13 protein-coding genes and 1 tRNA gene are annotated in these 14,032 nt (G+C 41.9%); 4 read left to right on the forward strand and 10 right to left on the reverse strand.

What is annotated here, in order from left to right; all coding sequences use genetic code 11:
* Positions 1 to 2 precede the first annotated feature (2 nt).
* Genes JWG40_RS06935 through JWG40_RS06960 form a run of 6 tightly spaced genes read right to left on the reverse strand, consistent with a single transcriptional unit; the run spans position 3 to position 6,793 of the window.
* Positions 3 to 1,235: a PilZ domain-containing protein gene (locus tag JWG40_RS06935; protein ID WP_205285113.1), complete on the reverse strand. Its 1,233-nt coding sequence runs from the start codon at positions 1,233 to 1,235 to the stop codon at positions 3 to 5.
* Positions 1,236 to 1,237: 2 nt separating this feature from the next.
* Complete coding sequence (locus JWG40_RS06940) at positions 1,238 to 3,490, reverse strand: alpha-hydroxy-acid oxidizing protein (protein ID WP_205285114.1); 2,253 nt, start codon at positions 3,488 to 3,490, stop codon at positions 1,238 to 1,240.
* Positions 3,487 to 4,632 carry a tRNA 2-thiouridine(34) synthase MnmA gene (gene mnmA, locus JWG40_RS06945; RefSeq protein WP_205285115.1) on the reverse strand — a complete coding sequence of 382 codons (1,146 nt, stop codon included), beginning with the start codon at positions 4,630 to 4,632 and terminating at the stop codon, positions 3,487 to 3,489. Before mnmA ends, JWG40_RS06940 begins: the two co-directional genes overlap by 4 nt.
* A gap of 1 nt (position 4,633) precedes the next feature.
* Entirely contained in the window at positions 4,634 to 5,518 is an 885-nt protein-coding gene (locus JWG40_RS06950; protein WP_205285116.1) for a hypothetical protein, read from the reverse strand.
* Positions 5,482 to 5,709 (reverse strand): hypothetical protein, encoded by a 228-nt coding sequence (locus JWG40_RS06955; RefSeq protein ID WP_205285117.1) that lies wholly within the window; start codon positions 5,707 to 5,709, stop codon positions 5,482 to 5,484. Before JWG40_RS06955 ends, JWG40_RS06950 begins: the two co-directional genes overlap by 37 nt.
* Before the next feature lie 22 nt (positions 5,710 to 5,731).
* Positions 5,732 to 6,793 carry a sensor domain-containing diguanylate cyclase gene (locus tag JWG40_RS06960; protein WP_205285118.1) on the reverse strand — a complete coding sequence of 354 codons (1,062 nt, stop codon included), beginning with the start codon at positions 6,791 to 6,793 and terminating at the stop codon, positions 5,732 to 5,734.
* 167 nt (positions 6,794 to 6,960) lie between these two features.
* Here JWG40_RS06960 and JWG40_RS06965 point away from each other — a divergent pair.
* Positions 6,961 to 7,033, forward strand: a tRNA-Met gene (locus JWG40_RS06965).
* Between the two features lie 6 nt (positions 7,034 to 7,039).
* Here JWG40_RS06965 and proC read toward each other — a convergent pair.
* Genes proC through JWG40_RS06980 form a run of 3 tightly spaced genes read right to left on the reverse strand, consistent with a single transcriptional unit; the run spans position 7,040 to position 9,319 of the window.
* A complete protein-coding gene (gene proC, locus JWG40_RS06970) occupies positions 7,040 to 7,831 on the reverse strand; it encodes a pyrroline-5-carboxylate reductase (RefSeq protein WP_205285119.1) in 792 nt (263 codons plus the stop codon).
* The gene (locus JWG40_RS06975; RefSeq protein WP_205285120.1) at positions 7,812 to 8,510 is read right to left on the reverse strand and encodes a YggS family pyridoxal phosphate-dependent enzyme; all 699 of its coding nucleotides are present in this window, start codon (positions 8,508 to 8,510) and stop codon (positions 7,812 to 7,814) included. The genes proC and JWG40_RS06975 overlap by 20 nt, the downstream gene beginning before the upstream one ends.
* A 2-nt stretch (positions 8,511 to 8,512) precedes the next feature.
* Positions 8,513 to 9,319 (reverse strand): hypothetical protein, encoded by an 807-nt coding sequence (locus tag JWG40_RS06980; RefSeq protein ID WP_205285121.1) that lies wholly within the window; start codon positions 9,317 to 9,319, stop codon positions 8,513 to 8,515.
* 69 nt (positions 9,320 to 9,388) lie between these two features.
* Between JWG40_RS06980 and JWG40_RS06985 the strand changes: the two genes are divergently transcribed.
* From JWG40_RS06985 to nadE, 3 genes are read left to right on the forward strand one after another with little or no spacing between them, the layout of a single operon-like run.
* On the forward strand, positions 9,389 to 10,138 hold the full coding sequence (locus JWG40_RS06985; RefSeq protein ID WP_205285122.1) for a flagellar filament outer layer protein FlaA: 750 nt from the start codon (positions 9,389 to 9,391) through the stop codon (positions 10,136 to 10,138).
* A complete protein-coding gene (locus JWG40_RS06990) occupies positions 10,139 to 11,416 on the forward strand; it encodes a 3-deoxy-D-manno-octulosonic acid transferase (RefSeq protein WP_205285123.1) in 1,278 nt (425 codons plus the stop codon).
* A complete protein-coding gene (nadE, locus tag JWG40_RS06995; RefSeq protein ID WP_205285124.1) occupies positions 11,403 to 13,340 on the forward strand; it encodes an NAD(+) synthase in 1,938 nt (645 codons plus the stop codon). Before JWG40_RS06990 ends, nadE begins: the two co-directional genes overlap by 14 nt.
* Here the strand turns inward: nadE and JWG40_RS07000 are convergent.
* Positions 13,337 to 14,032, reverse strand: a complete 696-nt coding sequence (locus JWG40_RS07000; protein ID WP_205285125.1) for an LIC_20245 family lipoprotein — start codon at positions 14,030 to 14,032, stop codon at positions 13,337 to 13,339. The two genes, nadE and JWG40_RS07000, sit on opposite strands and share 4 nt — an antisense overlap.

A 14,032-nucleotide genomic window follows, 5' to 3' on the forward strand; every position in this document is an offset into this window, starting at 1 on the left:
CCTTAGGATTCGGTGATGGGCTCATCCGAAGAAAAATCATCATCCATCGCTCCACCAAAAGGATCCCCAGGTTCATCCGGAGTCCCCACAACGGTGGGCTCATCACCTGCCTCTGATTCCGATGATTCGATCGGCGGCTCCTCCGACGAGTTCGATTCACTAAGAGGAGTAATCTCTTCTTCCGGTTTTCCAGCATCCAGATAAGCCCCGAGAATTTCTAAATCTTTCTCTGTTAGGTTGTAGAACTGGCAACCAACTCGGAAGTTCGTTTCTTGGTTACGGATATTTTTTATGATTCCTCGGATCGTAACTCGTTTTCCCTCTTCTAGACTTAAATCAAATAAAATCGTTCCATTCAAAGTCACTGATCTAGAAAAGGATCGAGAAGGTGCATGGATAAAACTGATACCGCCCATACTTAAGTCCATCACTTGACAGACATCACGTGATTCTTGGAAAACACCAGTACTAATAATATCACGACTGACCGCATTGGAGAAAGTTTGGATTTGTTTATAAATTTCGAAATCGAGAGGTTTTTCTGCTAAAACCTGCACATAACCAAGATGTACATAACCTTTATACTTAATGGGAACACAGATTTCTGAAGTGTAGGTGTCTGGAATCTTAGAACTATCGAAAATTCTTAAATACTCATCAAATGGAAAAAAATCTGCGGAAGCTGATGATTTTTCCTTACGATCTATGATAAAAATATCTTTATCATAGTGGTGCATGAGTCGCAGGCGGTTGTCCATACGGCCGGCAAAAAAAATAGAAGATAAAGGGAAAGCTTTGGTGAGTTTGGCTCTGTAGGCAAGAAGGATGGTATCCACTTTTTTATCATCAAATCCAATGGCTTTGGAAACATCATTTACGTTGATGATATTAGAAACAACCATTCCTGTTTGGATTTGACTTGCTTCCACCCTGGCTCCTTGTCTTGATGCAGCGGTAATTTTGATTTTAACAGGTGTTAAAATCTCGATTCCGTTTCCATCGCCACCAGCCACAATAAAATGTGCTAAAAACTTACTACCATTATGGACAACAGATAAGATTCGATCTCTAGTTGGAAATTTTAGATTAGTATTAATGATGAGGGCTTTATTTTTTAAGGCAATGATCTTTACTGGATATTCTTTGTCCAAATTGAAAATGTATGCCGGAAGTTTACCGAACAGTGCGGTGATTACCTTTAAAATACCTTCGGGGTCTTTGATTTCCTTATCCATAGTCAACCGTGAAGTTTATGAAGCAACATAGATCGCTTGATGTCCACCAAAGTTTTGGCTCCGGTAACACTCATTGATTGTTTTAGTTCTTCCGAATATTTTTGTAAAAGAAAACGAATTCCCGCATCTTCCCCACCAACTAGGGAAATGGCTACGGGTCGTCCCAAAAGAACCGCATCAGCACCAAGAGCTAACATTTTAAAAACATCCATTCCCGAACGAATGCCACCATCCACAAGAAGTGGAATTTTTCCTTTCACAATCTCAGCAATTTTCGGAAGTACACGGGCTGTTCCCGGCATTCCATCTAAAACCCTTCCGCCATGATTGGAAACCACGATGGCGGAAAACCCACCTTCTAGGGCCAGTTTCGCATCCTCTGGATTCATAATCCCTTTCAGAATAAAAGGTAACTTGGTTTTTTCTTTCAGCCGAACCAAACGTTCTAAAGGTCTAGTAATACTGGATAAATTCTTTTGTACCATGGTTTTGAAATTCACAGCATCAATATCCATTCCAAGAGCGAACACTCCGTCCGCTTCTGCCTCTGAAAAACGATCCATCAACATCGATTCATCTTCCCTAGGTTTACAAATTAAAATTCCTTTTCCAGATGACTTCTTTAATGCCTCTAACATGATTTTGTATTTTTCAGGAGAAGCACCATCTCCAAGCCAAGCAAGGCTTCCATTTTGAACAAAGGAACGAACTACCAGATTTGCATAATCCGCATCCGTCATCACAAAGTTCATATTGGTTCCCACCCCGGTCATAGGAGCAGCCATAATTGGAGTTTTTAAATCAAAACCTAGAAACTTAGTTTGGATCTCAGGTACGACATGCTCTCGGATATAACCTGGCAAAATCGAATATTCGGCAAGAGCCTCGCTATTGTCCTGGAAGGTCTCCATTCGACCCACCCCACCCATTCCGGGGATTCCTGAGGCACAATTGGTCCCATCACATTGTTTACAAACCCAACAAATATCTTTACCAAACCGAATTCTTGCTTGGTCACCTATTTCTTTTTCAGTAATGGAAAACTGTTCATCTACCTCAAATCGAATGGTATCTTTTACCTTTTCAAAAACAAGTTCTGCATCTTTTAAATTGTCTGCAACAATGATGACATGACCCGACTTATCAATGTTATTTGTAGGTTCTTTGATTATATCGCCCGGTTTGGATTGGATAAAAACTTCAGAAACTCCATCGATTTTTTTTGTCTCTTCCACTCCAGCAATCGATAGCAACTTCCCCGATCTGGAAAGTAACGAACGTTCGATGGATACTCGGTTAAAAACAGGATCTAAATTATCAGGGGTTTCTCCGAGAGAAATAAGAAGGGCAGCACGGTTTAAATTCACACCTGTGGACAAAGGATAAGTGAAGGCAGACATAAATCCACCAGAGAGTCTTGCGGCAATTTCACCTATTTTTACGCCATCTTTCGTAACTTTGATATCGCCCTTACCAGCACCTAAATGAATTCCGAGAGCCCGCATTCCCCCAGCCATCACTCGTTCCACCTCCCCCAAAACTTCTTTGGACATCGCAGAAGGCATGTTATGCCCAACTTCAATAAAATAGGGTTCCCTTTCGATGATTCGGTCGGCAATTCCCGTCATGCGGATCTGACCTTGGAAAGCCAAAGCATCAACGGAAAGTTCAGGGCCTTCCATGTATTCTTCCAAAATCAACTCCCCAGTCGGACAAAACCGTTTGGCATGACGAAATGCAGTGGGAAGGTCATCTTTGTTTGTGACTTTGATCACACCCCGTGCTCCCATATTATCTGCAGGTTTCATCACAAGGGGAAAAGTCAAAGAATCAAGTGCATCTTTCGCATCTTGCAAAGACCAAACTGCGGCAAACCGAGGAATGGGCATTCCAAATTCCTTTAGTCTTTGGCGCATCTTTACTTTGTTAGATGCTGCTTCCGCATCCACAAAACGAATTCCAGGAAGTTGTAAGGCAGAAGCCACTGCAGCCACTGTCATACTCGCATCTGTGCCGGCAGTAATCACTCCGTGTATTTGAGAATTTTGTGCAAACTTTTTTGACTCCCGAACCATCCCCTCTACATCCTTTGTGGACATAAGGATGGCTTCGTCAGCAATTTGAAATCCGATAGAAGACGGATTCATATCGGCAACCACAGTATGTAGTCGCATGGTTTTTGCGGTTTGAATGATGGGAACTTGCAACAACCCCCCACCAATGATGAGGATTGTTTTACCTTCTACCGATTTCAAATGGTAAGACTCTCCACCTCTAACAAAACCTCACTCTTTTTTACCTTTCTTGTGATGGATCCTTTTTGGATGATTCCGCCAGCATATAGATAATCCCCATTCGTTGGATAGAATGTCGCCGATTGTCCCGGAGTGACACTTTTTACATCTTCTAAAAATTCGACCTTCCAAGTATTTCCAAGGGAAGTCACCAAACAATGAACAGGCGCACTGCGGTAGCGGATTTGCACTTTCATTTCTTTTGTTTCACCCACTTCCATCGGGGTAAGTGCTTGATAGGTGATTTCTTCTAAAACGAAAGATTCAGATACAGTTTCTTCTTCTTCTCCAAGGACCACAGTTCCATCATCTTCAATGGATAAAACATAAAGAGGATTTTTCCAAGCAATTCCAAGGCCTTTCCTTTGGCCAATGGTGAATCCTTCTTTTCCTTGGTGTTTGCCAATGATTTGACCGGAAGCCAATTTAAAAAATCCAGGAGTGAACTCCATCCCCTTTTTTTTAAGGAAAGACCTATAATCATTTTCAGGAATAAAACAAATTTCTTGAGACTCTGGTTTTTCGGCAACGGGTAGGCCCATACGTTTTGCTATTTCACGCACCTCAGCCTTATCCATCTCACCCAAAGGGAAAACCGTATTTTTTATATTTTCTTGGGACAATCCGTACAAATAGTACGTTTGGTTTTTTTTCATATCCACAGCATTGCGAATGGCGAAACGACCATCCACTTCGATGACACGAGCGTAATGACCCGTTGCAATCTTTTCTATACCTAAAGTTTTTGCTTGTTCAAAAAGAGCACCAAACTTGACAAAGGTGTTACATTCCACACAAGGATTCGGTGTCCTACCATCTTTATAATCATTAATAAAACGATCGATCACTCGCTCTCCAAACACCTTTTCCATTTTAATTACGTAAAATGGAATATTCAAAGAAAGACCTACGTCTCTTGCATCACGAATGTCTTCAGGAGAACAACAAGATTTTTTAGTGGTATCGCAGGCAGGAGCTTCATATTCCCAAGTACGTAGGTTCACACCGATCACATCGTAACCGGCTTCCATCAGAAGTCCTGCGGCCACAGCGCTATCAACCCCACCACTCATCGCCACTATGATTTTTTCTTTTTCTTTCACCTTAGTTTTTGGTGCGAACGATTCCCACACGGCCACGGACGAAGTCCCAAAACAAAGGACGTGTCCGAAGTATGTCGAGACCGATCACCCAAACCTCTTCCCTATCCTTGTCCCCTGGCAAATGGAAATTCTCAAGTGAAATTCCGGTGAGGAACTGGACTTGTTTGTATTCTTCTCTAATCCCGGACTTAGCCACTAAATACAAAACTGATGCCGATTCCCTCTGGATTGCCGTTTTGATCTTATTGCCAGCAAGAAATACCTTCTTTTCTCCAAGAAACCGGTCATTTGGGCCACTCGGCAGAAGGTTTAAGGAAGACCCGGTGTCAATAAGCCCAAAAGAGGAATGACCCTCGGGATACTCGAATTGTACATAGTAGTGATCCCCTTTCTTTTTCGTATGCAGAAGTTTCAGATCGGTAGATAGGTAAGCATCCGGGTGTTCACAAAAAGGAGAATCCCCAGAAAAAAGTTTTAATTCTTCTCCAAACCAAAAGATACAACTGTCTCGGAAAAAATCAAGGCCCAGGAGGCCAGGAATGGATTGCGGTAAAATTCCTTTTTTATTTTTCAAAGTAAACTGCGGACCACCACCCAATCGGAATTCCGATTTTTCTTCCGATGTTGGTGATTCATAAAAACTCAAATCGGATCCAGTATCCCATAAAAAAGAAAAACTTTTCCCCTGGGACTCAGCTCCCAAAAGCAGAAGATGGCTTCCCTCATCGATGACAGTTATGGTTGTATGGGGTGGTAAAGTTTTGGTTGTTGGGAACTTATAAGGAACAGGAGTTTGGTGGGAGCGCACAGGGCCTGGGATACAAGCCCAAAAATAGAAAAAAACAAGAACTACACTAGTTTTTTGATACAGCGAGAATTGGGGCATCTGGTGTAATCTACAATACAATCACGATATTCAATCCCCGTGATTGTATCCTTAGTCTTGTATTCGATAAAACAAGAGTAAGGTTGGAAATCATACGAAGAAAGACCCAGGGCGCGATTACGAATGGATTCATATACATCGGAAGGAACCGATGGTGAGAGGTCGTTGAGTAGGTATGCCGGCTCTGCCATACTCTACCCATCGGCAAATTTCCTAATCTTTATAACAAATTGTGCGGTTTCTACCAGAATGTTTTGCCTGATATAGGGCTTTGTCGGCCCTTTCAATTAGATCTTTATTGTTTCTATCGGTGGTTCGAAAGCTGGATACTCCCACAGACAAAGTCACCTTAAGGTCAGTTCCATCATTGGGATTTTTGACAACCATGGATTCGACAGCCTTTCGGATCTCTTCCCCTTTCACCATTGCCTCTTCTTCCGTAGCTCCCGGCATCACAAGGCAAAACTCTTCTCCACCGTATCTTGCAGGAATGTGATGGCGCTGGGCCGCATTGATCACTTGTTTTGCGACTTCAATCAGAACCACGTCCCCTGCTTGGTGGCCATAGGTATCATTAAAACTTTTGAAATGATCCACGTCAGTAAAAAGCAAACAAAGTTTGGTTCCTTTTTTACGACAACGATCCATTTCTTCTTTGAGTTTGGTTTGGAAGTAGTGATGGATCTTAAGCCCTGTCATCATATCCACTGTGGCCAACTCATACAAACGAGCGTTATCCACAGCAATCCCTGCAAGGTTCGCAAGGGTGGTCATAAATTCTTTTTCATCTTCCAAAAACTCTTCGGAAGTCATTTTGTCACCGAGGACAAGGAGACCATTCACTTTACCTTTAGCATTCAGTGGGACAAGGATCTCTGCCCCCATCTTACGAAGATAAGTAATATCAGAAATAGACTTCAAAGAATCCATCTGCAGGATTTGATCCATGGTGATGGCTTTGGGTTTTTCTTCAAAATAATGAATGAGGGGACTATCGATTTTGATTTCGTAGTTCTGTTCCTCCGAACTTAACTCAAATCCTTTGATGGACTGGGGTTCTAATTTGAACAACCCTAAGTCGATCTCTGGTTCTAAGTACATAGCTGCGTGGAGAGTCTGCAACTGCGCCAAACAAATATTTAGAATGGCATCAATTAAATATTTATAGTCTAGCGTGGAATTCAGGGCACGAGAGATTTCCAGTAGTTGTTTTTGGTCGTAAATTTTTTTTTCGTAATGCTCAAAAACGATATCAGTGTTTTCTTTAAAAGACAAAACGCACCGCCAGAATTCTGTATAAGATAGGAATCATTCGTCTTTTTTGACTACTGTAAAGTAAGATTTTGGCGGAAATCGATAAATTTCCATTCAGGAGAAAATAGAGAAGTTTTCATAATGTTTACGTTGACAATTTACCAATCTTTAAAACAATGGTTTTATACCGCGCGGTGGAGCAGCTGGTAGCTCGTTGGGCTCATAACCCAAAGGCCACAGGTTCGAATCCTGTCCGCGCAACCGTTATTATCCTTTCCCTAATTCCTTACTTCTCTCCGTCGCTCTTTTGATTGCATCTCTGACGGCGGTTGAGAATCCTCCCCTTTCCAAAGCATCCAGTCCATGAATGGTAGTTCCTCCAGGAGAAGTTACCCAATTTCTCACTTCCATAGGATGCAGGTTATTATCTTCCTTTCTTAGCGTTTTAAAATACACTAAAGTTCCTTCGATGGTCTCCATTGCTAAGGATAAAGATTCTTCATAACTCAAACCTTCTTGCAGTCCCCCTTCCGCCAGTGCCTGTAAAAAAGTTAAAACATAAGCCGGCCCGGACCCGGAAAGCCCAGTCACTGCATCCATTAACGATTCTTTTGCCACTCGAATGGTGGTGCCCATTCCATAAAACAATCGTTCTACGCTCAGTGCTGCCCCATCTTCACAAAAGTACGCGAGGGCCCCTCGTTCAGAAACCAGTGGTAGGTTTGGCATCACTCGAACAACTTGAGATCCCTGGGGAACGGCTACCGAAATTTGCGAAAAAGAAATTCCGGCCGCAATCGAAACAAAGGTAGATGGTTTTGAAAATTCTTTTAGAACGGAAACAACAAGATTTGGTTTTACCGCAATCACGATCACTTCCGCTTCTTTACTAAGGACCTCGAGTGTATTCACAATTGTAACCCCACCAACAGGAGACTCCTTTAGGTTCGGATCAAATCCCACCACCTTGGTTCCTTTTTTTACAAGAGCTGCCGCAATCGCCGCTCCCATCTTTCCCAGTCCCACAATTCCTACAGTTTCAAATGGATTCCTTTGCATAATTCCTTTCTCCAAAAATCTTTGATCCGATCCGCAAATAGTCGGATCCTAACTCGGCTGCGAGTTCATAATCACCACTCATTCCCATAGAAAGTTTTTTATCGGGAAAGTAAGTATCTCGTAATTCTGCGAGGAGTGAAAACACTTCTCTTGTTTGGGCCCAATCGCCCGTAGAGGGACCCATACCCATAAACCCTTCCCAAATACAAAATTCATTTTGGTAACTTTGCAAAGTTTCTTTCATGGAACGTAGGGTTTCAAATCCCATCCCATGTTTTGTGTTTTCTTCAGTGAGATTGGTTTGAATCAAATAACGAATGATTGTTTTTTCTTTTTCGGCACGTTTGAGAAGTTCCTTTAAGGTAGAGATACTACCCACGCCATGTGTATGAGAAAAAATGCCGAATAACTTCCGCAAGGTTCCTGATTGGACAGGACCAATATGGTGAACATGGACCGTACTTGCCGATTCGGGAAACTCTTCCTTTAGTTTTGTGAATTTAGTGATAGCTTCGGGGATATAATTTTCACCGAACTCACGGATACCTTGTAAATAGGCCTCCCGCACCACTTCATAGGGTTTGGTTTTGGAAACAGCAATGACTTGGGGAGATCTCTTCGGATACAAATCCTTTAGAGAGTTTTGGATGGAGAAATACAAAGAACCGTAATCGGACACGATTACTTGGCTAACGCTTTTTCTAAAGACTCAATGCGACGTTCGATCTCAACAAATCGTTTTTCATTTCGATCGTTTTGCGTAGAAAGTTTTTGTTCCACGGTGCGCATCCGAACTTCCATGGTGGAAGATCCTGTTTCCTCATAATGGTTCTTTTGCGACTTTTGGGAATAAGATGATTTTTTTGATTTGGTTCCTTGTCTCTTTTCGGTTGCAGAACTGTATTTTTTTGTACGATTTTGTTGTGATAAAGCCTTAGAAGGTTTAGAAACTTTAGAGTCTACTTTTTTAGAAAGTTTTACAGAATCTTGTGTATCGACTTTTGGTTGTTTGGTGGAAGAAGTGGATTCCGTTCCTTCAGGAATCTGTTCTTCTTTTGGAGAAGATTTCTTTGTTTTTTTAGTTTCTTCTGTGGGAGAAAATGACTCTTCCACTTGGTCTAACTTTTCCTGCAAACGTGAGGATGGATCTGTTTTGTCTTTTGATTTGGTAGATGCTGCTACGGAAACAGAACGAGGACGTTCCGTTTCCGGTTCCATATCATCTAAACTAGGCAATTCGGGAAGTTTAGAACGATCCCCGACTGAATCTTTGCCATCATTTTTGACTAAGTCTTCTTTAGGTGCAGGGATTCCTGTTGGTTCTCTTTCAATTTCCCGATCCACCATCTCCGCATCTCTGTTTTTTCCGATGGTTTGGAGCTTTTGGTAAATTTCGTTTCTATAGATAAATGCAAAAATGAACGATGAAAGAAGTAGGACCACTAGAATGGCAGTTGTGAGTATTTTCAAATTGTCGCGGCGGCCCATGACGTGCGGATTCCTTTCCTTTGATAAGAATAGAGTACACGTTTTTGGTCTTTCGAAAAGTGAGAAATCATGAAAACTACAAAAAAAATCACATTCTCTTTGGGTTTCCTCCTCATGATTTCCGGTCTTTTGTCTCTTCCGAGGCCCCATGACCCGGATGAAGCCGGCCGAGTCCAAATTTTAAAATCTGCACTTACCATTGATTCGAGTTACCTTCTCTTCCTTGTGGAAGACTTTGAAGGAGAAAGGCCCTGGGATTTTTACCGAGTGGATTCTTTTTTGGCCGTCACTCAATTTGCCGCCTCCGTCCCTAAATCCGAAGCATTTTTACAAGAGGCAACGATTCTCAAAGAAGCGGGTTATACAAACCTGCAAAACCAGACGAGTTTTCTTTTGCAAAGTTACGTGGAAAATCCAAGACTTGACCATTGGGAAGTGAGACCCAAAGAACCCATCCTTCTCCCACTGGGAATGCCCATCCAGGGAATCCTTTGGGTGTATTCAGAAGGCCACCACATCAATTTGAGTATGGGGCTTTCTCAAAAAAAATCCAAGGATTTGTATTTTGATTTGGGAACTTTGAATTTTGTGGGATGGAGGCGACTGGAATTTAAAATCAACTTACCAAAAGAAAACACAAGGCTCATCCAATCCATGTCTTTCCCGATTTCTTTTGCTTGCTTTCGATTGAAAAGCCTAACTTCACAAAAGAAAGGAGAGTTCCATTTATACTTTGACAATTTGAGTTTTGTCATAGATAAAAGATCTTTCATCTACCCTGGATCGGAAGTAAACGACACATGGGGTAACAAACGCTAAATGGTATATTTTTTTTACAACATCCTAGTCCATACTCTTTATTTAGTTTTAAAACTTCTTTCCTTATTCTTAAAACCAGTCCGCATAGAATTAGAAAAAAGAGACCATTCTCTTAACCAAATTTTTTCGAAAACGCCTGCGGATAAATTTGTAGTTTGGCTTCATGCAGCAAGTGTCGGAGAACTGGACCAAGCACGCGCGCTAACGGAAACCATTCGCAAAAAACATAAAAATGTTTATATCATCCAATCTGTTTTTTCCTCTTCCGTAAAAGAGACTTCCTTTAGCGATCCGCTGGCAGATTTATATTTTTATCTTCCTCTTGATCGCTCCCATGTTTACGACCGAATCTTTACTCATTTTAAGCCCCAAGTTCTCCTAGTGATGGCTTGGGATACTTGGCCCAATCTCCTCAAAACGGCCTCTCAGATGGGAACCAAGTCTTATCTTTGTTGTGCGAGTTTGTCCTCTCAGTCTTCTAGAAAAAATCCACTTGTCAGATCTTTAACCAAGGCATCCTTTCGTTTCCTTTCAGGAATTTATCCGAGCCACGAACTGATGGCAAAGGAATTCGAAGGTCTTATCGCAGAAAACACCGACTTTCAAGTATTAGGAGATACTAGGTTTGAATCCGTTCTTGGAAAGTTAGAAACAAAATCCCCAAACCCAGTGTTTACTCAGTTTGTTTCTGACCAACAAGAATTCTTAAACAAAAACAAACCCATCATCCTCGGTTCGACTTATGGGGTTTGTGAAGAACGATTTACTGGATATTTGAAAACAAATACCGATGATGCTTATTATTGGATTTTCCCGCATAAATGGGATACAAATCGTATGGGGGCCTGGATTCCTACTTTAAAACAATATGGAACCGTGGGAGTATTTTCCAAACTAACCAAAGGGGAAGTTTTGCCCAAATTCTTACTGTTTGATCTGATGGGAATCCTTGCCTTTGCTTACCAATATGGGAGTTTTGCTTATGTGGGAGGGGCATTTACGCACCGTGTCCACAATACCATTGAACCGGCTGCCTTAGGCCTTCCTGTAATCACCGGACCTAAAATTTCGAATGCACCGGAAGCCATCGTTATGCAAGAATTAGGTGGACTGTTGGAAGCAGATACAGAGGCAGATTTTATCCAAAAATTTAAGCTTTTAGTCAATGACAAAATACTTAGAGAAAAGATGGGAAAAGGAAATCGAAACTTTGTTGTAGAAAACAGAGGTGCGTCGGATAAGATTTATAACCGAGTTTTCTCTAATGCCAAAAATTAAAATTGCCGCCGTTACACTGAATACAACTCCCCTAGACTTTCTTGGGAACTATGAATCAATCTCTAAGGCAATTGGCAGCCCAGAAGCAAAAAATGCTGACTGTATCGTCTTTCCTGAACTTTCTATTTCTGGGTATGGATGTGAAGACAGCTTTTACAATCCCTTCGTTTGGACTCGTTCCGAAGAAATCATCGAACAACTAAAAACACGCGCACCCAACCAGATTGTTATGGTTGGCCTCCCTGTTTTTGTAGATTCGTTTTTATACAATTGTATGGCGGTGCTTTACGGTGGTAAGGTGGTTGCCCTTGTTCCTAAATTAAACTTAGCAAACACAGGCGTACACTATGAACGACGATGGTTTCATTCTGAGTCAGAATTCCTAAACAAAACCATAACTTTTGGTGGCAAACAAGTTCCCTTTGGACACTTTATTTTCCAAACTCAAAATTGGAATTTTGGAGTGGAAATTTGTGAAGACAGTTGGTCTGTAAATAAGCCAGCCACCTCTTATAGCCTTTATGGAATCGATGTTTTATTTTCTCCAGGGGCATCTCATTTTGCGATGGGAAAACAAAAGACCCGAAAGCAGATTTTTACAGAATCGAGCAGAAACCAGTGCAACCTACAAGTCTTTACTAATCTTACGGGAAATGAATCAGGTAGAGTTATCTTTGAGGGAGGAGCCATTTTTGCCTCCCTTGGTAACTTAGTCAAAGAAGGGCCACGACTTGCCTTCTCCCCCTTCCAAGTGACCACCTACTCTTTCGATCCCATGGAGATTCGTGCAGCGAAAGCTCGCTCGTTTCGAGATCCGAAACCAAAAATTTCCATGGAGGAAATTGCAAAAATCCAGATCGATACTGTTATAAATACAAATGGAAAAGAAACCTTCGGATTTTCTGTCCTAGACAAACGAACAGAAAAAGAAGAGAGTTCCGAGTCTCTCCCCCTTTCACTCTATGAAGAATTTACAAGGGCCGTATGCCTCGGACTCTTTGATTATTTACGGAAATCCAAAACAAAAGGATTTACCCTCTCCCTTTCAGGAGGTGCGGATAGTGCCACTTGTGCCCTTCTAGTCACGGCCATGAAAGAAATTGCCAAAAGAGAAAATGGGGATTCCATTTTTTCTTCGCTAGGAATTGAGGAAAAAAACCTACTCGTTACCATTTACCAAAAAACAAAGAACAATTCCTCTTTAACGGAAGAGATTGCGAAGGCCTTGGCCGACGAACTGGGTTGTCAATTTTATTCTATTGCCATCGACCGTGCTGTGGAAACCTCTGTGGAACTAATCGAATCGGTTCTAGGTAAAACACTGAACTGGAAAGAACACGATTTGCCTTTACAAAATATCCAAGCAAGAGTTCGTTCTCCCCTCGTTTGGTTACTGGCCAATCTAAATGAACATTTACTTTTATCTACGGGGAACCGGAGTGAGGCCGCTGTGGGTTATACGACCATGGACGGAGATTCGTCAGGATCGATTGCTCCACTAGCAGGCGTTAGCAAGGAATTTTTACTGGACTGGCTGGATGATATCCAAAATGGAAATAACCTTTTCATTACACCAAAAGATTCCATTCGGACTTTACGAAATACCAAACCCACAGCGGAATTAAAACCTTTGTCCGAACACCAAGAAGATGAAAAAGACCTTATGCCTTATCCGATCTTACAAGCCATCGAGAGGAAACTTGTGTTTTTAGCACAAACTGAGGAAGATTGTTTGGAAAGTTTAAAACAAGAATTTCCTTGGGAAACCGGGGACAGTCTTTTCAGATACATAAAGAAATTTAAGAAATTATTTATGACCGCGCAATGGAAACGAGAGAGGCTTCCCCCCTCGTTCCATTTGGACGAGTATGGCCTGGATCCAAAATCCAGTTACCGATATCCCATCCTATCCAAAGAAACTTAATTGGGTGGAGGTAGCCCCGCTTTTGTAAAGGCATTAGCAGCTTCCTTTTCCACTTGTTCGTTTTGGTATTGGATATTTTTTAAAATCTCTTGGAACTTTTTATCCATCTCCGGATCGTCTCCCCCTTGGGATTCAATCAAGTAGTTGATAATCTCCAATCGGTCTTTTCCTTGTTTACGCACATGGTTATAGTACAAGGAAATATCTGTTGCATTAGGCGATCCACCAAACACAGAGTTTGTGGCTCTAGATAATTTTTGGTTGAACTCCGATTGTTTCTTTTTGTCTTCGGGAGTCAAACGCTTCGGAATCAAATCGTTATCTGGAAATTGTTCCCTAAGTTCATCAAAGGCCTGCATGGCTTCCGGAGGATAGGGTTTTCCTGTTTGTGGATTGATAGGCATCTCACCTGCCTCGGAACCGGCGAGATTGCCATCTTCTTCATAACGCATCCCACCCGCGTTGTAATAGTCGGAATCGAAGATGGAGCCTGCATCTTCGCCGCGGACTCCTAACCGATTGGTTCCTTTGGGATTGTTCGATCCTCCCCCAAATAGGGCAAGAGCCTGCGAACTTCTTTCTTTTTTGCGACGAGCTTCTTCCTCATCTTCCCCACCCATAACGAGTAAGATCAGAAAAAAAAGCCCAATGAGTGAAATGGAGACAAAGAGTAATTTTTTTTGGATTCCCAT

Origin of the sequence: Leptospira abararensis (assembly GCF_016918735.1) — a bacterium.
GTDB lineage: Bacteria > Spirochaetota > Leptospiria > Leptospirales > Leptospiraceae > Leptospira_A > Leptospira_A abararensis.